Origin of the sequence: Rhodanobacter sp. Root627 (genome assembly GCF_001427835.1) — a bacterium.
GTDB lineage: Bacteria > Pseudomonadota > Gammaproteobacteria > Xanthomonadales > Rhodanobacteraceae > Rhodanobacter > Rhodanobacter ginsenosidimutans.
On the sequence record NZ_LMGW01000004.1, the window covers coordinates 1 to 18,981 of the forward strand.

The 18,981-nt window shown below is 66.9% G+C and carries 20 protein-coding genes; 2 read left to right on the forward strand and 18 right to left on the reverse strand.

Annotated features, from left to right (window positions below):
* From ASD68_RS14710 to ASD68_RS14725, 4 genes are all read right to left on the reverse strand, one after another.
* Positions 1–927 (reverse strand): cache domain-containing protein (locus tag ASD68_RS14710; RefSeq protein WP_200945421.1); only part of this gene is annotated, 927 nt, incomplete at its 3' end.
* Positions 928–1,084: 157 nt separating this feature from the next.
* Positions 1,085–3,103 carry a chemotaxis protein CheA gene (locus ASD68_RS14715; RefSeq protein ID WP_056608120.1) on the reverse strand — a complete coding sequence of 673 codons (2,019 nt, stop codon included), beginning with the start codon at positions 3,101–3,103 and terminating at the stop codon, positions 1,085–1,087.
* A 4-nt stretch (positions 3,104–3,107) separates the two neighbouring features.
* Positions 3,108–3,470 (reverse strand): response regulator, encoded by a 363-nt coding sequence (locus tag ASD68_RS14720; RefSeq protein ID WP_007080053.1) that lies wholly within the window; start codon positions 3,468–3,470, stop codon positions 3,108–3,110.
* Between the two features lie 14 nt (positions 3,471–3,484).
* Positions 3,485–3,865, reverse strand: coding sequence for an STAS domain-containing protein (locus ASD68_RS14725; protein WP_056085207.1), 381 nt, complete (start codon positions 3,863–3,865; stop codon positions 3,485–3,487).
* A gap of 175 nt (positions 3,866–4,040) precedes the next feature.
* On the opposite strand from ASD68_RS14725, the gene ASD68_RS14730 reads away from it, so the two are divergent.
* Together ASD68_RS14730 and ASD68_RS14735 are read left to right on the forward strand one after the other, a co-directional pair.
* Entirely contained in the window at positions 4,041–5,183 is a 1,143-nt protein-coding gene (locus ASD68_RS14730) for a flagellar hook-length control protein FliK (protein WP_056608122.1), read from the forward strand.
* Complete coding sequence (locus tag ASD68_RS14735; protein ID WP_056085211.1) at positions 5,180–5,437, forward strand: hypothetical protein; 258 nt, start codon at positions 5,180–5,182, stop codon at positions 5,435–5,437. Before ASD68_RS14730 ends, ASD68_RS14735 begins: the two co-directional genes overlap by 4 nt.
* A 110-nt stretch (positions 5,438–5,547) precedes the next feature.
* Here the strand turns inward: ASD68_RS14735 and ASD68_RS14740 are convergent, their stop codons facing one another.
* The 14 genes from ASD68_RS14740 to fliQ all read right to left on the reverse strand — a co-directional run bounded on the left by ASD68_RS14740 (position 5,548) and on the right by fliQ (position 18,875).
* Entirely contained in the window at positions 5,548–5,934 is a 387-nt protein-coding gene (locus ASD68_RS14740) for a DUF2802 domain-containing protein (protein ID WP_056608709.1), read from the reverse strand.
* Entirely contained in the window at positions 5,924–6,403 is a 480-nt protein-coding gene (locus ASD68_RS14745) for a chemotaxis protein CheW (RefSeq protein WP_056085213.1), read from the reverse strand. The genes ASD68_RS14740 and ASD68_RS14745 overlap by 11 nt, the downstream gene beginning before the upstream one ends.
* Before the next feature lie 28 nt (positions 6,404–6,431).
* Entirely contained in the window at positions 6,432–7,589 is a 1,158-nt protein-coding gene (gene motD / locus ASD68_RS14750) for a flagellar motor protein MotD (protein WP_200945422.1), read from the reverse strand.
* Positions 7,586–8,326: a flagellar motor protein gene (locus ASD68_RS14755; protein WP_056085217.1), complete on the reverse strand. Its 741-nt coding sequence runs from the start codon at positions 8,324–8,326 to the stop codon at positions 7,586–7,588. Before ASD68_RS14755 ends, motD begins: the two co-directional genes overlap by 4 nt.
* A gap of 6 nt (positions 8,327–8,332) precedes the next feature.
* Positions 8,333–10,255: a chemotaxis protein CheA gene (locus ASD68_RS14760; RefSeq protein WP_056608126.1), complete on the reverse strand. Its 1,923-nt coding sequence runs from the start codon at positions 10,253–10,255 to the stop codon at positions 8,333–8,335.
* 12 nt (positions 10,256–10,267) lie between these two features.
* Positions 10,268–10,912: a protein phosphatase CheZ gene (locus tag ASD68_RS14765; protein ID WP_056085221.1), complete on the reverse strand. Its 645-nt coding sequence runs from the start codon at positions 10,910–10,912 to the stop codon at positions 10,268–10,270.
* On the reverse strand, positions 10,909–11,316 hold the full coding sequence (locus ASD68_RS14770) for a chemotaxis response regulator CheY (protein WP_007080063.1): 408 nt from the start codon (positions 11,314–11,316) through the stop codon (positions 10,909–10,911). Before ASD68_RS14770 ends, ASD68_RS14765 begins: the two co-directional genes overlap by 4 nt.
* Before the next feature lie 90 nt (positions 11,317–11,406).
* Positions 11,407–12,135 (reverse strand): RNA polymerase sigma factor FliA, encoded by a 729-nt coding sequence (locus ASD68_RS14775; RefSeq protein ID WP_007080064.1) that lies wholly within the window; start codon positions 12,133–12,135, stop codon positions 11,407–11,409.
* A 1-nt stretch (position 12,136) separates the two neighbouring features.
* Entirely contained in the window at positions 12,137–13,063 is a 927-nt protein-coding gene (locus ASD68_RS14780) for a MinD/ParA family protein (protein ID WP_056608128.1), read from the reverse strand.
* Positions 13,064–13,077: 14 nt separating this feature from the next.
* Positions 13,078–14,436 carry a flagellar biosynthesis protein FlhF gene (flhF, locus tag ASD68_RS14785; RefSeq protein ID WP_056608130.1) on the reverse strand — a complete coding sequence of 453 codons (1,359 nt, stop codon included), beginning with the start codon at positions 14,434–14,436 and terminating at the stop codon, positions 13,078–13,080.
* Positions 14,437–14,591: 155 nt separating this feature from the next.
* Positions 14,592–16,682 carry a flagellar biosynthesis protein FlhA gene (flhA, locus tag ASD68_RS14790; RefSeq protein WP_056608132.1) on the reverse strand — a complete coding sequence of 697 codons (2,091 nt, stop codon included), beginning with the start codon at positions 16,680–16,682 and terminating at the stop codon, positions 14,592–14,594.
* Between the two features lie 12 nt (positions 16,683–16,694).
* The gene (gene flhB, locus ASD68_RS14795) at positions 16,695–17,834 is read right to left on the reverse strand and encodes a flagellar biosynthesis protein FlhB (protein WP_056085229.1); all 1,140 of its coding nucleotides are present in this window, start codon (positions 17,832–17,834) and stop codon (positions 16,695–16,697) included.
* Between the two features lie 4 nt (positions 17,835–17,838).
* Complete coding sequence (gene fliR / locus ASD68_RS14800) at positions 17,839–18,609, reverse strand: flagellar biosynthetic protein FliR (RefSeq protein ID WP_056085231.1); 771 nt, start codon at positions 18,607–18,609, stop codon at positions 17,839–17,841.
* The gene (gene fliQ / locus ASD68_RS14805; RefSeq protein WP_007080070.1) at positions 18,606–18,875 is read right to left on the reverse strand and encodes a flagellar biosynthesis protein FliQ; all 270 of its coding nucleotides are present in this window, start codon (positions 18,873–18,875) and stop codon (positions 18,606–18,608) included. The genes fliR and fliQ overlap by 4 nt, the downstream gene beginning before the upstream one ends.
* Positions 18,876–18,981: the final 106 nt, after the last annotated feature.

The following is an 18,981-nucleotide window of genomic DNA, read 5'->3' on the forward strand; positions in this document are numbered from 1 at the left end:
TTCTTCCAGGCTGGACGCCTGCTCCTGCGTGCGCTGGCTGAGGTCGTCGTTGCCCTTGGCAATCTGGTGCGCCGCCGTGCTGACTGCCTGCGAACCGTGCTGCACTTCACCCACGATGGTGGTCAGCCGCAGCCGCATCCGCGCCAGCGCGTCGAGCAGGCTGCCGCTGGCGAAGGTCTTTTCATCGTCGATGACCAGGTCGCCATCGGCGATGCGCGAGGCCATCTTCACCGCGAAATCCGGCTCGCCACCGATGCTCTGCCGGATGCTGCGCATCGACAGCCACACCAGCAGGATCACCAGCAAGGCCACCAGGCCCGCCTTGGCCAGGTTCACCATCAACGAGTGCTGGAACTGCGCGTCGATATCGTCGAAATAGGCGCCGGCACCAAAGTGCATGCCCCAGGGCTTGAACAGCTGCGAGTAGGTGATCTTGCCAACGACTTTGCCGGTACTGGGCTTGAGCCAGTCGTACCGGGTGACACCGTGGCCATCACGCAGATCGGCGTCATGCATCGACTGGAACAGCGTATGGCCGTGCGGGTCGGTTTCGTCGCGAACGCTCTTGCCCAGCTTGTCCAGCCATACCGGGTGCAGGGTCAGGACATAGTTGGCATCGAACGCGAACACGTACCCCGCGCCGTCGTCCCACCGCATCTGATGGATCTGGGCCAGCGCGAGGCGCTGCGCCTCCGCCTCGCTGAATTCGCCCTTGCCAGCCCGGTCATGGAAGCTGGTGGCCACCGCAATCGCCGTCTGCACCTCGCTGCGCAGCGTGTTCTGCAGGCCGTTCATCTGCAGCGCGCGACTCTCGAAGGCATTCATCACGGTGAGGCCGATCAATCCCGCGATCACCACCACGACCACGAGCACCACCCGTGCATTGAGGCTCAGGCGGTTGAACGACCAGCGTTTCGGGAACGACATGACACGAACCTCAGAAACAGCAAATAACGCGAAGGAAGGTGCCAGCCGGCCGCATCGCGACCTGCTGACGGTATCGGCGCCGATGCGCCGGGTATCTGGAAACGTTTCCGGCGGTGTGACGGGTATTCCCCGCGCGTCCGCCGTCACCGGTTGAATGTCAGGCTGCTTTCCGGCGCTGCCCCTGGCTCTGGCCGAGCCGTACTACTCCACTTACATCCACGATCAACGCCACCGAGCCATCGCTGAGGATGGTGGCGCCGGAAATGCCCTGCACGCGCTGGTAATGCGCCTCCAGCGATTTCACCACCGCTTGTTGCTGGCCGAGCAGGTCGTCCACCAGCAGGCCCACGCGACGGCCTTCCTCTTCCACCACCACCACGATGCCGTTCTCGATGCTGCTGACGGCATCGGCGCAACCGAATGCCTTGTACAGCCGCATCATCGGCAGGTACTCGTCGCGGAACAGGAACACCTCACCACCGCCGGCGATGTTGCGCACCGTATCGGCCTTCAGGCGCAGCGATTCGACGATGGAGATCAACGGCACGATGTAGCGTTCGTCGCCCACTGCGGTGACCAGGCCGTCGATGATCGCCAACGTCAGCGGCAAGGCGATGGTGAAAGTGCTGCCCTTGCCAGTGACGCTGCGCACGCCGACGGTGCCACCCAGATCACGCACGTTGCGGCGGACCACGTCCATGCCGACGCCGCGGCCGGAAAGGTCGGTGGCTTGCGCGGCGGTGGAGAAGCCGGGCTGGAAAATCAGCTCCGCCACCTCGGCATCGCTCAACTCCTGCCCCGCGGCGATCAGGCCGCGCTGCTGCGCCTTGGCGACGATGGCAGCATGGTTGAGTCCGGCGCCGTCGTCGCTGATCTGCACCACGATGTTGCCGCCTTCGTGGTACGCATTGAGTTTCAGTGTGCCTGTTTCGGACTTGCCTGCGGCCTTGCGCTTCTCGGGCGATTCCAGGCCGTGGTCGATCGCGTTGCGCACCAGGTGCACCAGCGGATCGCCGATCTTCTCCAGCACCGTCTTGTCCAGCTCGGTGTTTTCGCCGTGCAGTTCCAGCCGCACCTGCTTGCCGAGCTTGCGCTCCAGATCGCGCACCAGCCGCGGGAAGCGGTTGAATACCGACGCGATCGACAGCATGCGGATGCGCATCACGCTTTCCTGCAACTCGCGCGTGTTGCGCTCCAGTTGCACCAGGCCTTCGCGCAGGCGCTCCAGCTGCGACATGTCGAACTTTTCGCCGATGTCGCTGAGCATGGACTGGGTGATCACCAGCTCGCCCATCATGTTGATCAGGGCGTCGACCTTGTCGATGCCCACACGGATCGAGCTGCCTTCGCTGGATGCCACCGCCGTATCGCGAACCGCGCCCTTCGTGGCCGCCGCCGGGACTGGCGCGGCAGCGGGCGCGGCAGGTGCCGACGCTTCGCTGGTTGCCGCCACGGGCGCCGCATCCAGCGGCTTGATGGCCAGCACGCAGTCGCCGTCGAGCCAGTCGAACACGGCATCCACGTCGGCACGGGCCACGTCGCCATGCAGGCGCAGCTGCCAGCCGAGGTAGCACGTCGTGGGATCGAAATCGGCCAGTTGCGCCGGTGCGCCATCGACCAGGAAAGCACGCAGCACTTCGAGCCGACCGAGCTGTTGCAGCTCGCGGAATACGCGCAGCGGCTCGTTGCCCGTCTGCAGCAGGTGCGGCAGCGCGGAGAAGTCGATATCCCAGCCGGTGACCACCGCCTTGGGCGCCGCCGCGGCAACCACCGCCACCGCAGTCTCGCCACTGACCAGGCGCACCAGCTCGCCGCGCAAGGCTTCGCTCTCGGCGTTGGCCACGGGCTGGCCACCGCGCGAGCGCGCCAGCATGCCGCGCAGGCAATCGACCGAGCGCAGCAGCAGGTCGATCAACTCGGCATCGACGCCGCGGCGCTCGCTGCGTACCTCTTCCAGCAGCGACTCGGCCACGTGGGTGAACGCCGCCACGTCGGTGAAGCCGAACGTGGCGGCGCCACCCTTGATGGAATGGGCGGCACGAAAGATGGTGTGCACCAGCTCGCCGTCGGTCGAGCCCGAATCCAGCGCCAGCAACGCCGCTTCCATCGCGTCGAGCCCTTCAAGACTCTCCTCGAAAAAGGTCTTGTGGAACTGTGTCAGGTCGACCGAACTCATCGTTTCAGCCCAGCACGCGCTTGACGGTAGCCAGCAGCTGTTCGGGATCGAACGGCTTGACCAGCCAGCCGGTGGCACCGGCGGCCTTGCCTTCCATCTTCTTCTCGGTGTGCGATTCGGTGGTCAGCATCAGGATCGGCACGCCCTTGTAGGCGTCCATCGCACGCAGTTCGCGCACCATCGCGATGCCGTCCATCACCGGCATGTTCACGTCGGCCAGCACCAGGTCGAAGCTGGAGCCACGCGCCACGTCCAGCGCCAGCTGGCCGTTTTCGGCCTCGGCCACTTCATGGCCGGCGCCACGCAGGGTGAAAGCCACCATGCCGCGCATCGAAGCCGAATCGTCTACCGCGAGAATCTTTGCCATGCTGCTACCTCGGTTCAGGCCAGCTCGGGGGCTGGCATTTTCAAAGTCTGTGTCAGGCCGAGCACCTCGGCCGCTTCAGTCAGGACGGTGCTGGCCGATTGCCAGCTGGGCGCGCGCTGGCGTGCATCGAGCTCGCGCTGGAACACCACCAGCAACTGCAGCGCAGCGGTATCCACACGTTCCACCGCAGCGCCGTCCAGCACGATGGCGTCGTGGTCCAGCGCGTCGATCAGTTGCTGCTTGAACGCGGCCTGGGCCGCGATGCGGAAATCCGCCGGCAGTGCCAGGGTCAACGGCGCGGCAACCTCGTCTGCCACCTCGACCGCCGGCGCCTCGGGAGCACCCGGATTGGCGGCGCCGCCCTGCCCTTTCTGCCTTGTCCGCTTGCCAGCCATGTCGAACCGCCCGCTCTTCTGTATCGATGTTTGGCTTATCGGCGGTGGCGGCGATCGCTTGAGCGCCAATGAGTGCGCTCCGTCACAATAAATCGAGCTCAAGTTTCCCCGGAGGTGGCCGATGCCCTTCGAGACGACTCCATCCGAATGCCGTCCGCCACTGCCAGGACTTCTCTTGATCATCCAGCCCACCAGCCTTGCCGCGCTCACATGGGCCGGCGCCGCCGCCGGTACCACCGCGCAAAGCTGGCGCATCGGCACCGTGCTGTCGGCGCGGCCGCTTGGTGTGGATCCGCAGGGGCTGCTGGTGATGCAGGTGGGCGCCGCGACCGTACAGGCGGATGTGCCGAGCGGCCAGCTGCCGCCGCAATTCCAGGTACGGGTATTGAGCCTCGGGGCACAGCCCCAGCTCGAAATATTGTCATCCCAACCGACCGCCGACCCCGCCGTCCAGCGCGCGCTGCGCGAGCGGCTGCCACAGCAGAATGGCTACGCACCGCTGCTGGCCACGCTGGGCGCACTGGCGCAGCGGCCCGTGGTGCGCCAGTTGCCGCCGGCCTTGCGCACGGCGCTGGCCTTGCTTGAACAATCCGTCCGCACGCCGGCGGACGTTACCCGCGGCGAAGGCCTGCGCGAGGCGATCAACCAGAGCGGACTGTTCTTCGAATCGCGGCTGGCGCAACCGCAGGGCAACCATCCGGCGCTGGCCCAGGATGACTGGAAAGGTGCCTTGCTGCGCCTGGCCGGCCTGCTCGACCAGCGCGCGGCCGCACCGCCCGCACCCAACCGCAGCGACACCGCGCCGCCGCTGCTGCAACGCGGCGTCCAGGCACAACCCCGGCTGCCGTTGCCGCAGCTTGCCGTCGACAACGATGTCGAGCCACTGATCAACCGGCTGCACGGCGACGTCAAGGCCGCGCTGGCGCGGGTGGAAGTGGCGCAACTGGACGCCGGCCCGCTGCCCGCCTGGATGATCGAGATTCCGCTCGAGGGCAAGGACGGCCGCGACGTGCTGCAGGTGCAACTGGAGTTCGTCAACGACGCCGCCGAAGGCAGCCAGGGCTGGACCCTGGGCTTCGCGCTGGACCTGCCGGCGCTGGGCCCGGTGCAGGGCGAACTGCAGTTGCGCGAACCGCGCCTGTCGGTACGACTGTGGGCCGAGCACGCGGAAACCGCGCAGAAGCTGGAACGCCAGTTCACGCCGTTGAAGCAGCGCCTGGCCGCCTGCGGCGTATTGCTGGATCAGCTCAGTTGCCAGGTGGGCATGCCGCAACCACCCGGTCGGCACAGCGCCCTGCTGCTGCAGGCCACGGCATGAACACGCCGTTGCCGCCGCCACAGCGCAAGGTCAGCCTGCGCCTGGGCAACAGCGCGAGCGAAACCAGGGCGATGCCGCCCGAATCGCTGGAAACGCTGCTCGCCCGCGCCCGCATGCTGGGCCTGCCCGTTCACCACGACCCGCAGATCGCGGCCCTGCTGGCCGCCCTGCGCATGCGCGACGACGTACCGACGCTGCTCTACGCCTCTGCTGCTTCAGTACTCGCCGCGGTCTACGACGCCGCCGAGGAATAGGCTTTTGCAGGAGCCCCTCGTACGCGATGCTCTTGCGATTCCCGATTCCCGATTCCCCATTCCCGCAAAGAGCTCGCGCACAGGGTGCGCTCCTACCGGCGGGACCTGCCTCAGTGACCAGCGGTCTGCATTTGCCGGATCAGCAGGGCTTCGGCGTGGGTGACGCCGCAGCGCGCCACCAGTTCGTCGACGTCGGCGCCTTGCCGGGCCAGTTGCTGTGCCAATTCGTACGAGCCGGTGCTTTGCGGCGCCACGGGCTGCTTCTGTTCCAGCAGGCCCATGCGTCGCTCCATCCGGCCCAGCGCCGTAACCAGCATCGATGTCGGCACGTCGGTGTGGCCGATGTGCGCCAGCTGTTGCGACAGCGTGGCGATGTCCTGGCGCATGGGCTCAAGCCGCTGCTGCAACTGGCGCACCTCGCGCCTTGCCAGCACCAGCAACGCGCACTGGATCACCGCCAACACCAGCAGTACGACGACGGCGATCTCAAGCAGCATCATCGCTCTCCCCGCTGAGCCGGCACAGGCGACGCACGTCGAGCAGGGCCACGAAGCCGCCCTGCCAGTTGAGGATGCCGCTGACCGGGTCATCATGGCGGCTGGCGCGATCGGGCGGCGGCGGTGCGATCTCGGTGCCGTCGGTGTTCAGCAATTCGCCCACCTCATCGACCCGCAGGCCAACCTGATGGCTGCCGTGCGACAGCATCACCACGCGCACTTGCGCCGGATCGGCGGCGGGCGAAGCGGGAAGGCCCAGCCGCAGGCGGCCATCGAGCACCGGCACGATGCGCCCGCGCAGATGCCGGATACCCAGCAGATCGGGGGCGGAACCGGGCACCGGGGTCAGTTCACCGGCCCGGATCACCTCGCTCACCTCGACCAGCGGCGCTGCGTACAGCTGGCTGCCGATCTGGAACGACAGCCAATGCCCGGAGTTCGGTTCGGACGTGGTGGCAACGGCATTCATGCGTGTACTCCAGCGTTGCGGGACGCCATCAATGAAGAGGTGCAGCCGGTGGATTGCGCCGCGGTGCCCCGCCCATCGGGGCGGCGCTGGCCGTGGGCACCCGCACCCCGGCCGCCGTCGGTGCCGGCACCACCGTGTCTGCGGCGCCTCCAGCGGACGGGGTTTCGACGGCGGTCGCAACAACCACCTGGCGCAGTGTAGGGCCAGCGGCCTGCGCCGCGGGGACTTCGCCGTCGGCCGCCGCGTCGCTGGCGGCGGTGACGCGTGCCGTGGGCAGCTCGCCGGGTATCGCGGAGGCGGCCATGACAACGCTTGGCTCGTCAGCGTGGGCGGCTTCGAGTGAGGGCGAATCGGTGTAGAACCGGCTCGGCGCATTGTGATCACTCAAGACCACCACCAGCACGCGCCGGTTGAGGTTGCGCCCCTCCGGCGTGCTGTTGTCGGCCGCCGGGCGCACCTCGCCCCAGCCGATGATGCCCAGCCGGTCGGGATTGACGCCGTGCTCGGAAAACAGCCGCGCGACGGTGGCGGCACGCGCCGCCGACAGCTCCCAGTTGGACGGATAGAGCATGGTGCGGATGGGCACGTCGTCGGTGTAGCCCTCCACCCGCAACGGGTTGGCGAACGGTGCGAGGATCCCCGACAGGCTGCGCAGGATCGCGCTGGCCGAGGGCGCGAGTTCGGCCACGCCGCTGGGAAACAGGATGTCGGTGCGGATCTCGATTTCCAGCCAGTCCTCGGTGCGACGCAGCACCACCTGCTGCTTGTCGATCAACGGCTGCAACGCCTTCTGCACCTGCTCGGCGATGTCCTTCAGGTTTTCCTGCGCGGTGGCCTGCTTGAAACCCGCATGCGCGCCACGACCCTCGCCGTGCATCGGCACCGGATGGGGCGGAATGGGCACGGCGATCGGCACGATCGACGAACCGGGCTGGCCGGCGGGCGCCGCGATGGCCGGCTGGATATTGTGCGGGCGCACCTTGGTCGAGGGCATCGGCGCGATCACGTGACTGGAGCCGTTGAACGCCTCCACGATCGACTCGGACATCACCCGGTACTTGCCCTCGTTGACCACCGAGACGGCATACATCACCACGAAGAACGCCAGCAGCAGCGTCATCAGGTCGGCATAGGGGATCGCCCACGCCTCGTGATTCATGTGCTCCTCGTGGTGCTTCCTTCTCACGGCAGGTAGCCCTGCAGCCGCGCCTCGATCTGCCGCGGGTTGTCGCCCTGGGCGATGGACACCAGGCCTTCGATGAGGATCTCGCGCATCTGCGACTGCTTGTTGATGAGGCTCTTCAGCCGCGCGGACATCGGCAGCATGAACATGTTGGCCAGCGCCACGCCGTAGATCGTGGCCACGAACGCCGCGGCAATGCCGTGGCCCAGCTTGCTGGGGTCGGCCAGGTTCTGCATCACCGCCATCAGGCCCATCACCGCGCCGATGATGCCCAGCGTGGGCGAATAGATGCCGGCGTTCTCGTATACCTTGGCGCCGGCCAGGTCGACGGCCTCGCGCGTCTGCAGGTCGACCTCGAGCACGCTGCGGATCGCCTCCGGCTCACCACCGTCGACGAGCAGTTGCAGGCCCTTGCTGATGAAGCTGTCGGACTCGGCCTCGATCTGCGGCTCCAGCCCCAGCAGACCCTGCCGGCGCGATATTTCGCTCCAGCCGATGATGCGGCTGATCAGGTCGCCGGGCTGATGCCGCGGCGGCTTGTACACCATCGACATCATCTTCAACGCATGTTTCAGCACCTTGCCCTGGTTCTGCACCAGCAGCGCCGCGAGGGTGCCGAAAAACACGATCACGAACGCCGCAGGGTTCCACAATGCCGCCACCGTGGACCCCTTCAGCACCGTGCCGAGGATGATCACGACGAAGCCAAGAATTGTGCCTATCAGGCTGACCATATCCATGTCGTATCAACCCACCGCGCGCAATGAGGGGAGTAATTGCCCACGTTCGTCGGCGAGGCCGGCCAGGTCCAGCACCAGCGCCAACCGGCCATCGCCGGTCACCGTGGCACCGGCTACGCCGGGGACGTCCTCGAACAGCGGGCCCAGTGGTTTGACCATGACATCCTCGCGACCGAGCACCGCATGCACCAGGCAACCCAGCCTTAGATGGCCGATGTGCAGCACCACCACGTGACGGCCGGCGGTCGTCGCCGAGCCGGTCCAGCCGGCCAGGTCGGCCAGCGGCAAGGCGCGGCCACGGTGGTTGGCCACCATGCGGCCGTCGAGCATGCGGTCCTGCCCGGCACTCAATTCGAAAACTTCCTCGACGTTGCCCATCGGCAGCGCCAGCAGGCGCTCGCCCACGCGCACCATCAGCACGCGCAGGATCGCCAGCGTCAGCGGCACACTCAGTTCGAGTTCGCTGCCGTGGCCGAGGCGCGATTGCACCTTCAAGCTGCCACCCAGTTCCGCCACGCGGGTCTTGACCACATCCATGCCCACGCCGCGGCCGGAGATGTCGGACACCACCGCGGCGGTGCTGAAACCGGGGCGGAACACCAGCTCGTAGCACTCGACATCGGACAGCCGCGCCGCCTCGTCGGTACTGATCAGGCCCTTCTCGATCGCTTTGCGGCGCAGCACGTTCGCATCCATGCCGCGGCCATCGTCGCTGACGGAAATCACGATGTGTTCGCCGCGCTGGCTGGCGGACAGGCACACGCGCGCCTTGTCGGGCTTGCCGGTGCGCTTGCGTTCGTCGGGTGTCTCGACGCCATGGTCGAGCGCGTTGCGCAGCAGGTGGATCAGAGGATCGGCCAGCGCTTCGACCAGGCTGCGATCGAGGTCGGTGCCCTCGCCTTCCAGCACCAGCTCCACGTTCTTGCCGAGCTGGCGCGCCAGGTCGCGCACGATGCGCGGAAAACGCTGGAACAGTCGCCCCACCGGCTGCATGCGCATGCCGAGTACGGCGGTCTGCAATTCATCGGCGACACGATCGAGTTCATTGGCGGCGATCACCAGCGCCTCGTCCGCGCTGTTCGCCGCGAGGCTGAGCAGGCGGTTGCGCACCAGCACCAGTTCACCGGCGCGATTGACCAACGCATCCAGCCGCGCGGTATCGACACGCACGGTGGTTTCCGCCGTAGCAGCATGACGCGCGGGTGCGGGTGCCGGTGCAGGCACGGCCGCGGGTGCCGGGGCGGGCACGGCGACGACGGGTGGCGCCGATGCGGGCGCCGCGCCGGGCTGGCCGCCCTGACCGTGCAAGGCATCCAGCAAGGCTTCGAATTCGTCATCGTCGATGGCGCCACCGGATGAAGGCGCGGACACGACCGGTGCGACGGCGACCGGTGCGACGGCGACCGGTGCCGGCTCGACCGTGCCGGGCGCGTTGCTGCCATACATCTTGTCCAGCAGCGCCTCGAACTCGCTGTCGTCGATGGCGGCGTTGCCACCGCTCGCCTCGATCGGGGCCGCGACGGGTGCCGGTGCGGCGACCGGCGTGGGCGCGGCGCGGTTCAATCGTTGCAGCAAGGCCGGTGGCGGCATCGCCAGCGGCGCGTCGGCGCCCAGCGCGGCCATCATGTCGTTGAGCAGGTCCAGCGCTTCGAGCAGCGCATCCATCAACGGTGCATCGAGAATCACGGCACCGTTGCGGGCGCCGTTGAGCAGGTCCTCGGCGTGGTGGCACAGATGCACCATCGGCTCGATCGCCAGGAAACCCGCGCCGCCCTTGACCGTATGGAAGGCGCGGAACACCGCATTCAGCAACTCGCTGTCGTGCGGGTTCGCTTCCAGTCCGATCAACTGCTCGCCCAGCGCCTGTACCAGCTCACCGGCTTCGACCAGAAAATCCTGGCGCAGCTCGTTGTCGAACTCTGCGGTCACGGCTGGCGCACCTTAAAACCCGAATTCGCTGAGCAGGCGGTCGGCGTCGTCCTGGCTGGATACCTTGACCACGCTGGCCGGCGCCTCGCTGCCCGCCAGCGCACCGGTGAGGCGCACCAGTTCAAGCAGGGACGATTCCACGCTCTCGATGAAGTTGACGACCTTCTTGATGCGCTGGCCGGACAGGTCCTGCCACGACTGCGCCATCACCATGTCGGTCAGGCCCTCGCTGCAGCTGACCGCGAAATCGCGGGCCTCATGCGCCAACACCGCGGCCGGGTCGCTCTTGCTGTCGGTGAAGGACAGCACCTCATTCGCGTTGTGGGCCAGCGATTCGGCGGCCGGACGCATGCGTTCGGCGAAGTCGATGCTGCGATGGGCGGCCTGGGCGCTCATTTCCAGCACGTCATTGAGGTGCTTGCGCGCGTCGGCGACGCTGCCCGGAATGCCTTCGTTGGCCAGCTCGCCACCGAGCCGGCTCATCGCGCCGTGCAGGTCACGGGCCAGCTGGCCCAGCGCGCGGAACAGCCGCTTCTCGCGGTCGCGCACCATCACGTCCAGCGCCTGTTCGAAGGCGGGGCCGTCGGGGCTGTTGAGCAGGTCGCGCAGTTCGGGCGGCAGGTTCTCCGCGTTCAACAACGGCAGGATGGCGTTCATGCATTGGCTCCGGCGGCAGCGATCCGTTCGAAGATCTTGCCGAGTTTTTCTTTCAAGGTGACCGCGGTGAACGGCTTGACGATGTAGCCATTCACGCCCGCCTGCGCGGCGGCGATGATCTGGTCACGGTTGTTCTCGGCGGTGACCATCAACACCGGCAGCCCCTTGAGGGCCGGTTCGGCGCGGATCGCCCGCAACAGGTCGATGCCGGTCATGTTGGGCATGTTCCAGTCGGTCACGACCAGGTCGAACGGCTGGTTGCGCAACATGACCAGCGCGTTCTCGCCATCGTCGGCCTCCTGGATCAGCGGGTTGCTGAAACCCAGCTCGACCAGCAGGTTGCGGACGATGCGCCGCATGGTGGAGAAGTCGTCCACCACCAGGATTTTCATGTTCTTGTCCAAACCACGTTCTCCGTTTGTGCTTTTCGGGTCGAGCTACCGGACCTGGTTCGCCGGTGCCGTTTGTTCAGTCGTACCCGCTTGATCGCGTGTTCAATCGCGCCAGTCACCCAGCCGTGCGCGCAACCGGATCACCGCCTGGCCATGGATCTGGCAGACGCGCGATTCGCTCACGCCGAGCACGGCGCCGATTTCCTTCAAGTTCAATTCCTGCTCGTAGTACAGCGACATCACCAGCTGCTCGCGCTCGGGCAAGCCCGTGATCGCGTCGGCTAGCGCATCGCGCATGCCCTGGTGTTCGATGCTGTCCGCCGGGCTCAGGCCCGATTCGTCGGCCACGTCGAGCGCGGCACTCTCCTCGCCGTCGTCCGGTGCGGTGAGGCTCAGCAACCGGGCGCAGGCCGCATCGGCCAGTACCTGGTGGTATTCCTCGGCGCCGATACCCAGGCGCTTCATCACTTCGGCGTCCTCCGCCTCGGTGCCGGTTTCGGCCTCGATCTGGCGCACCACCTCGGCCACTTCGCGGGTCTTGCGATGCACCGAGCGCGGGGTCCAGTCGGTGCGCCGCAGCTCGTCCAGCATGGCGCCACGGATACGGATGCCCGCATACGTCTCGAAGCTGGCGCCCCGGTCGAGGGCGTAATTGCGTGATGCTTCCAGCAAACCGATCATTCCCGCCTGGATCAAGTCGCCCACGTCAACGCTGGTCGGCAACCGCCCCATCAGGTGATAGGCGATGCGTCGCACCAGCGGTGCATGCCGACGTACCAGTTCGTCGGCGCTTTCGCGGGAATGTTGCAGATACTCCGATGCCACGTTCATCTCACCACCCCGTTGACGACACAGGCTGACCGCCAAAGAAGGCGATGCGGCCATGGCCAGCGCGTTCGGGTTCTGCCCATGTATCGACCGCACCTGCCAATTGCTTGAATGCCATTGCCGAACGGCTCGACGGCCACAGGTCCACCACCGCGCACTGGCGGCGGATGGCCTGTCGCAGACGCTCGTCGTGCGGCACCCACCCGGTGAAATCGATCACCACGTCGAGAAAACGGTCGCTCACCCGTGAAAGCTTCTGGTGCAGCTGGCGCGCCTCGCCCTCGTTGCGCACCATGTTGGCGACCATGCGGAAACGGCGCACGCCGAAGTCGCGGCTGAGCACCTTGATCATGGCGTAAGCGTCAGTGAGGGAAGCGGGCTCATCGCACACCACCAGCATCACGTCGTCGGTGGCGGCGGCAAACATCGCCACACTGTCGGACAGCCCAGCGGCGGTGTCGACCAGCAGGTACTGCGGCGGCTGCGGCAGTTCGTCGAACGCGCGGATGACGGCCGCGTGCTCGCCGTTGTCCAGCTGCGCCAGGCGGCGTGCGCCGGAACCGGCGGGAATCACGCGCAAACCGCGCGGCGCTTCCAGGATCAGGTCTTCCAACCCGCACTCGCCATCGAGCAGGTGGCCGATGTGGCGCGACGGCGTGAGGCCGAGCAGCACGTCGACATTGGCCAGGCCCATGTCGGCATCCAGCAGCATCACGTCGTGGCCGGCCATCGACAGCGACATGCCCAGGTTCACCGATACGGTGCTCTTGCCCACGCCACCCTTGCCACCGGCGACGGCGATGGCGCGGCAGCGCCGGCGTGGCTTGCCCGGCATCTCGAGCAGGCCATCACCCTGCCCCGTGCCTGCCGGACCATTGGGTTCACCTGCCATCGCGGAAAACAGGTTCTTCAGACCGGAGGCCTGGTCCATTGCAAATACTCCACTCATGCGCTGGCCACCGCGAGGCCAAACCGTTCTGCCATCAGACTCTCATCCGGCGCATTGCTTTTCAACGATTGCGCGGCACGACACACCAGCGTGCGCGCGTTGGCCTCGGCAATGTCCTCGGGCACGCGTTGTCCATCGGTGGTGTAGTCGAGCGGCAAGCGGTGGCGGATCACCACCGACAGCGCGCCGCCGAGGCTGGGCGCCTCATCCAGCTTGGTGAGGATGCAGGCCTGCGGCGCCAGCGGTTCGTAGGCGCGGATGGCTTGTTCCAGCGCATCGGACTGCGCATTCGCCGCCAGCACCAGGCAGGCGCGCAGCCCGCCGGCGGCGGCAAGCACGTCCATCTGCTGGGCCATGCGCGGGTCGTTGCCGGCCACGCCGGCAGTATCCACCAGCACGGTCTGGCGACCCTGCAGCAGGCCGAGCACCTTGCGCAGGCTGGCCACGTCATGCGCGGGATACACGCGCACGCCGAGCAGCCGACCGTAATGTTCGAGTTGGGCGGCGGCGCCGATGCGGTAATGGTCGGTGCTGATCAGTGCCACCTGGTCGGCGCCATGGCGAAGTACGGCACGCGCGGCCAGCTTGGCGATGGTGGTGGTCTTGCCCACGCCGGTGGGGCCGACCAGCGCGGTCACGCCGGCGGCGTCGGACAAGCCGCGACCGCTGATCACCAGGCTGCGGCTGAGCATGCCCAGCGGCAGGTAGCGCGCCTGCTCGGCACTCAATTGATCGGGAAGTTCGGCAACCAGCGCACGCGCCACGTCGGCCTCGATGCCGAGCCGGGTCAGTTCGCGCAGTACCCGCGCGCGCTGCGGCTGGCGGCGGTCCATGTCGTTCCAGGCCAGGCTGGAAAGCTGCATCTCCAGCATCTCGCGCATGCTGCCCAGTTCGGCGCGAAGGCGGGCGGTGTCCTGCGCCGTACGGTCGTTCACCTGCTGCGCGGCGGCGACGGAATCCACGGCCACCAGCGGCGGCATCGTGATCTGCGATTCCATGCGGCTCGGATACGGCCGGGGCGGCATCGCGGAAGGAGCCGGGCTGACCGCAGCGAGCGGACGAACCGGCGGCGCAACCGGCCGCGGTGCGGCGGCAACAGCGGCGATCGGCGCCATTTCGACCGGTGCCGTCTCGGGGATGACTGCGGCGGGCACGGCGTCGGATTCCTGCGCCGGCATGACACTGTGCCGCGTGGCTTCGCGGATCAGGGCCTCGTCGTAGTCGATGGCGGCGATGACCTCGATGCCTTCGGCCAGCCGGCGAGTGGACAGGATCACCGCATCGGGACCCTGCTCCTCGCGCACTTCGCGCATGGCCTGGCGCATGTCCTTGGCAACGAAACGCTTGATCTTCATGGCGTGCTCCGGACACGGGAATGGGGAATGGGGAATCGGGAATGGACAAGAGCCGATGCGTGGCGACCCGTCGCGGAGAGGTGAGGCTGTTCCTGTTTCCGCATGCCGCCATTCCTTGCCGAAGATTCTCGATTCACGATGCCTGCTCCCGGTTCTTATTGACCCAGTGCCTGGACCAGCCGCACGCGGCGGTTGTCAGGCACTTCGTTGTAAGCGAGTACGTGCAGGTTTTGTGCCACATGGCGGGTAAAGCGTGCGAGCCATGGCCGCAACTGTGGCGCAACCAGCAAAACGGCCGGTTCGCCGGTGACTTCCTGGCGCCGAGCGGCGTCAGCGACGCTCTGCTGCAGGCGGTCGGCCAGGCCCGGTTCCACCGCGGCGCCAGCCACGCCGCCGCCGGACAGCGAGTTCATCAGGATCTGTTCGAGCTCCGGCGCCAGCGTGATCACCGGCACCTCGGTGCCCAGGCCGGTGATCTCCTGCACGATCTGGCGACCCAGCGCCACGCGCACGGCGGCGGTCAGAACGCCGGGATCCTGACTATGAGTGGCATGTTCCGCCAAGGATTCGACGATGCTGCGCATATTGCGGATCGGCACGCGCTCGGCCAGCAGGTTCTGCAGCACCTTCACCACGGCGCCCAGGGTCAGCCGCTTCGGCACCAGGTCCTCGACCAGTTTCGGTGCGGTGGCAGCCAGGCGGTCCAGCAGCTGCTGCACGTCCTGGTGGCTGAGCAATTCGTGCGCGTGGTTTTGCAGGATATGCGACAGATGGGTGGCGATCACGGTGGCCGGGTCGACCACGGTGTAGCCGTAGCTCTGGGCCAGATCGCGCTGGCCGCTGTCGATCCACACCGCTTCCAGGCCGAACGCCGGGTCCCGCGTGGCGATGCCTTGCAGGGTGCCGTGCACCTGGCCGGGGTTGATTGCCATCAGGCGCTCGGTGTGCACCTCCGACTCGCCCATCGGCACGCCCATCAGGGTGATGCGATAAGCGTTGGGGCCCAGATCCAGGTTGTCGCGGATATGCACCGCCGGCACCAGGAAGCCCAGCTCCTGCGACAGCTTGCGGCGCACGGACTTGATCCGCCCCATCAGCTCGCCGCCCTGGTGCGTGTCGACCAGCGGAATCAACCGGTAGCCCACCTCCAGGCCCAGCGGGTCGACGCTGGCCACGTCCTCCCAACCCAGTTCCAGACGCTCGGGCGCCGCGGTGGCCTGCGGCGCTTCGGCCACGGCTTCGGCCAATTGGGCGCGGCTATCGCGCTCGCGTTTCAGCAGCAGCCACGCGGCACCGGCGCAGGCCGCGCCCAGCAGCAGGAAGGCCACGTTCGGCATGCCGGGGATCACGCCCATCACGGTCAGCACCGCAGCGGCCACGCCCAGCGCGCGCGGCTGGCCGAACACCTGGCTGAGCACCTGCTTGCCCATGTCCTGGGACTTGGATACGCGGGTGACGATGATCGCCGCGGCCACCGACAGCATCAGCGCCGGCACCTGCGCCACCAGGCCGTCGCCGATGGTCAGCAAGGTGTAGGTGGAGGCGGCCTCACCGGCCGACAGGCCGTGCTGCATCACGCCGACGAAGAAGCCACCGACGATGTTGATGATCAGGATCAGGATGCCGGCGGTGGCATCGCCGCGCACGAATTTCGAGGCACCGTCCATCGAGCCGTAGAAGTCCGCCTCCTCGCGCACTTCCTGGCGGCGATCGCGCGCCTGTTCCTGGGTCAGCAGGCCGGCGTTCAAGTCGGCGTCGATCGCCATCTGCTTGCCGGGCATCGCGTCCAACGTGAACCGCGCGGTCACCTCCGACACGCGGGTGGCGCCCTTGGTCACCACCACGAAGTTGATGATGGTGATGATGATGAACACCACCAGGCCCACGGCGAAGTTGCCGCCGATGACGAACTCGCCGAACGCCTCGATCACCTTGCCGGCGGCGCCGGGGCCATCATGGCCGTGCAGCAGCACCACGCGGGTGGAGGCGATGTTCAGTGCCAGGCGCAGCAAGGTCGCCATCAGCACCACGGTGGGAAACGCCGCGAACTCCAGCGGCCGCATCACGTAGACCACCGCCAGCAGGATCACCAGCGACAGCGCGATATTGAAGCTGAACAACATGTCGAGCAGGAACGGCGGCAGCGGCAACATCAGCATCGCCAGCATCACCAGCATCATCACTGGTGCGCCAATTCCCCGTCGGGCGAAGTGTTTGAAATTGCCTAGTACGTCTGCACCCGTCATGGATTTGACTCGTCATGTGTCGCGATAAGGCCCCATCAGTTCAGGATCGACGTCGGGGACCGGTGCCGCGGGCGGTGTCTCGCCCTGCGCCGTTGCTTGCTTCAGCTGGTAGACGTAGGCCAGTACCTGCGCCACCGCCACGTACAGGGCGGCAGGAATTTCCCGCCCTATTTCCGTGGTTGCATACAAGGCGCGTGCCAACGGCGGCGCTTCGACCATCGGAATGTGATGGGAGCCCGCCACCAGGCGGATTTGCTGGGCCAGCACGTCCACGCCCTTGGCGATCACCCGGGGCGCGCCCATGTGGCCATCGTCGTAGCGCAGCGCCACCGCGAAGTGGGTGGGGTTGACCACCACCACGTCGGCTTTGGGCAGGTCTTCCATCATGCGGCGGCGCGCCTGCGCCTGCTGCACCTGGCGGATGCGCCCCTTCATCTCGGGGTTGCCCTCGCTCTCCTTCATCTCGTCCTTGATTTCCTGCTTGGTCATGCGCAGGTTCTTGCTGTGGTCGTACTTCTGGTAGAGAGCGTCGATGCCGCCGATCAGCGCCAGCATCGAGCCGAACCACAGCGCGGCCCTGCCCATCAGGCTGATCGACTGGGCAATGCCGGCCGTCACCGAACCGCTGCCAGTCGCCTGCAGCTCGCCCTGCCAGTGGCGCAGCAGCAAGGCCAGCACCGCGCCGATAAACAACAGTTTCAGCAGTGCCTTGCCCAGCTCCACCAGGCCACGCATGGCGAAAATCTTGCCCAGCCCCTTGATCGGGTCGAGCCGCTCGAACTTCGGCTCCAGCGCCTTGGCGCTGAAATTCAGTCCGCCCAGCAACAAGGGCGCCGCCACCGTGGCCAGCATCGTCGCCGCCGCCACCGGCCAGAACAGCGCCATCGCCTCGTGCATCGCCGCCACCAGCGCGCGGCCGGGCAACGCGTCGGAAAACAGCGCATCGCGCGAATAGTGCAACCCCAGCGAAAAAATCCGCTGCGCATGCAGGTACGCGCTGGGGCCGCTGCTCATCAGGGCCGCCACGCCAGCCAGCACCACCATCGCGCCGGACAGGTCGCGCGATCGCGGAACCTCGCCCTTTTCGCGGGATTCGCGAAGGCGTTTTTCGGTAGGTTGTTCGGTTTTTTCCTGGTCGCTGTCGTCAGCCACGGCGTCAGCTCCCTATGAGGTTGCGCATCAGCGACCAGGCGTCGCCCTGCAAGGCCTCGAACGCACCGGGCAGGCTGCGCAGCGACAACCACAACGCAACGAAGCCCAGCGACACGGTGATCGGAAAACCCACCGCGAACAGGTTCATCGACGGCGCCGCACGGCTGATCGCCGCAAAACCGATGTTCACCACCAGCAGCGACGTCATCGCCGGCAACGCCACCCGCACCGAGCCGGCAAACAGCTCCGCGCCAAAACTGGCCACCGCGTGCAGGCCATTGGCGTTGATCGCCGGCACGCCCGGCGGCAAGGTATGAAAGCTGTCGGCAAGCAGCGCAATCAAGCGCAAGTGGCCGTCCATCACCAGAAACAGCAGCGTCACCAGTATCAGGTAGAACTGGCTCAACACCGGCGAGCTGCCGCCGGCCTGCGGGTTCACCACTTCGGCGAAACCCAGGCTCATGCTCTGCGCAATCAGGGTCCCGCCCAGCGACACCGCCTCGAACACCAGCTTCAACACGAAACCGATGGCCGCGCCGATCAACACCTGCCCCGCCATCGTCGCCACGCCTTCGGCGCTCAACGGATCGATCGTGGCCGAGGCCATCGGCGCCAGCACCAGCGTCAACACCACCACCACGCCCACCCGGATCCGCGCCGAGATCACCGTGGCGCTGAAAACCGGCGCGACCAGGCACAGCCCGCTGACCCGCGCCAACGCCCAGAACAGGCTACCCATCCAGGCCGGCAGCTGCGCCAGATCCAGCCCTGTCATCTGATCGCACTCGGCAGGCTTTCGATCAGCTGCTTGGTGAACTGCACCAGCACCCGCAGCATCCACGGCCCGGTGACCAAGGCCACCAGCGCCATCGCAATCAGCTTGGGGATGAAGCTCAGGGTCATCTCGTTGATCTGCGTGGCCGCCTGGATTACGCCGATCAGCAGACCCACGGCCAGCGCAGTCAGCAACAACGGTGCAGCCACCAGCATCGCCACATACAGCGCGTGCTGGCCAAACTCCATGATGGATTCAGGCGTCATGGCTCGCTCCTGGTGCGCGCACCACTGTAGGAGCGCACCCTGTGCGCGATGCTCTTGCTCCGGATTTTTGTAGGAGCGACTTCAGTCGCGACGCTTTTGGTTGGTC

Bases quoted from the DNA above. Each gene is read 5' to 3' on its own strand.
- ASD68_RS14715 (WP_056608120.1), bottom strand. From the start codon at position 3,103: ATGAGTTCGGTCGACCTGACACAGTTCCACAAGACCTTTTTCGAGGAG.
- ASD68_RS14720 (WP_007080053.1), bottom strand. From the start codon at position 3,470: ATGGCAAAGATTCTCGCGGTAGACGATTCGGCTTCGATGCGCGGCATG.
- ASD68_RS14725 (WP_056085207.1), bottom strand. From the start codon at position 3,865: ATGGCTGGCAAGCGGACAAGGCAGAAAGGGCAGGGCGGCGCCGCCAAT.
- ASD68_RS14735 (WP_056085211.1), top strand. From the start codon at position 5,180: ATGAACACGCCGTTGCCGCCGCCACAGCGCAAGGTCAGCCTGCGCCTG.
- ASD68_RS14740 (WP_056608709.1), bottom strand. From the start codon at position 5,934: ATGCTGCTTGAGATCGCCGTCGTCGTACTGCTGGTGTTGGCGGTGATC.
- ASD68_RS14745 (WP_056085213.1), bottom strand. From the start codon at position 6,403: ATGAATGCCGTTGCCACCACGTCCGAACCGAACTCCGGGCATTGGCTG.
- ASD68_RS14755 (WP_056085217.1), bottom strand. From the start codon at position 8,326: ATGGATATGGTCAGCCTGATAGGCACAATTCTTGGCTTCGTCGTGATC.
- ASD68_RS14765 (WP_056085221.1), bottom strand. From the start codon at position 10,912: ATGAACGCCATCCTGCCGTTGTTGAACGCGGAGAACCTGCCGCCCGAA.
- ASD68_RS14775 (WP_007080064.1), bottom strand. From the start codon at position 12,135: ATGAACGTGGCATCGGAGTATCTGCAACATTCCCGCGAAAGCGCCGAC.
- ASD68_RS14780 (WP_056608128.1), bottom strand. From the start codon at position 13,063: ATGGACCAGGCCTCCGGTCTGAAGAACCTGTTTTCCGCGATGGCAGGT.
- flhF (WP_056608130.1), bottom strand. From the start codon at position 14,436: ATGAAGATCAAGCGTTTCGTTGCCAAGGACATGCGCCAGGCCATGCGC.
- flhA (WP_056608132.1), bottom strand. From the start codon at position 16,682: ATGACGGGTGCAGACGTACTAGGCAATTTCAAACACTTCGCCCGACGG.
- fliR (WP_056085231.1), bottom strand. From the start codon at position 18,609: ATGACAGGGCTGGATCTGGCGCAGCTGCCGGCCTGGATGGGTAGCCTG.
- fliQ (WP_007080070.1), bottom strand. From the start codon at position 18,875: ATGACGCCTGAATCCATCATGGAGTTTGGCCAGCACGCGCTGTATGTG.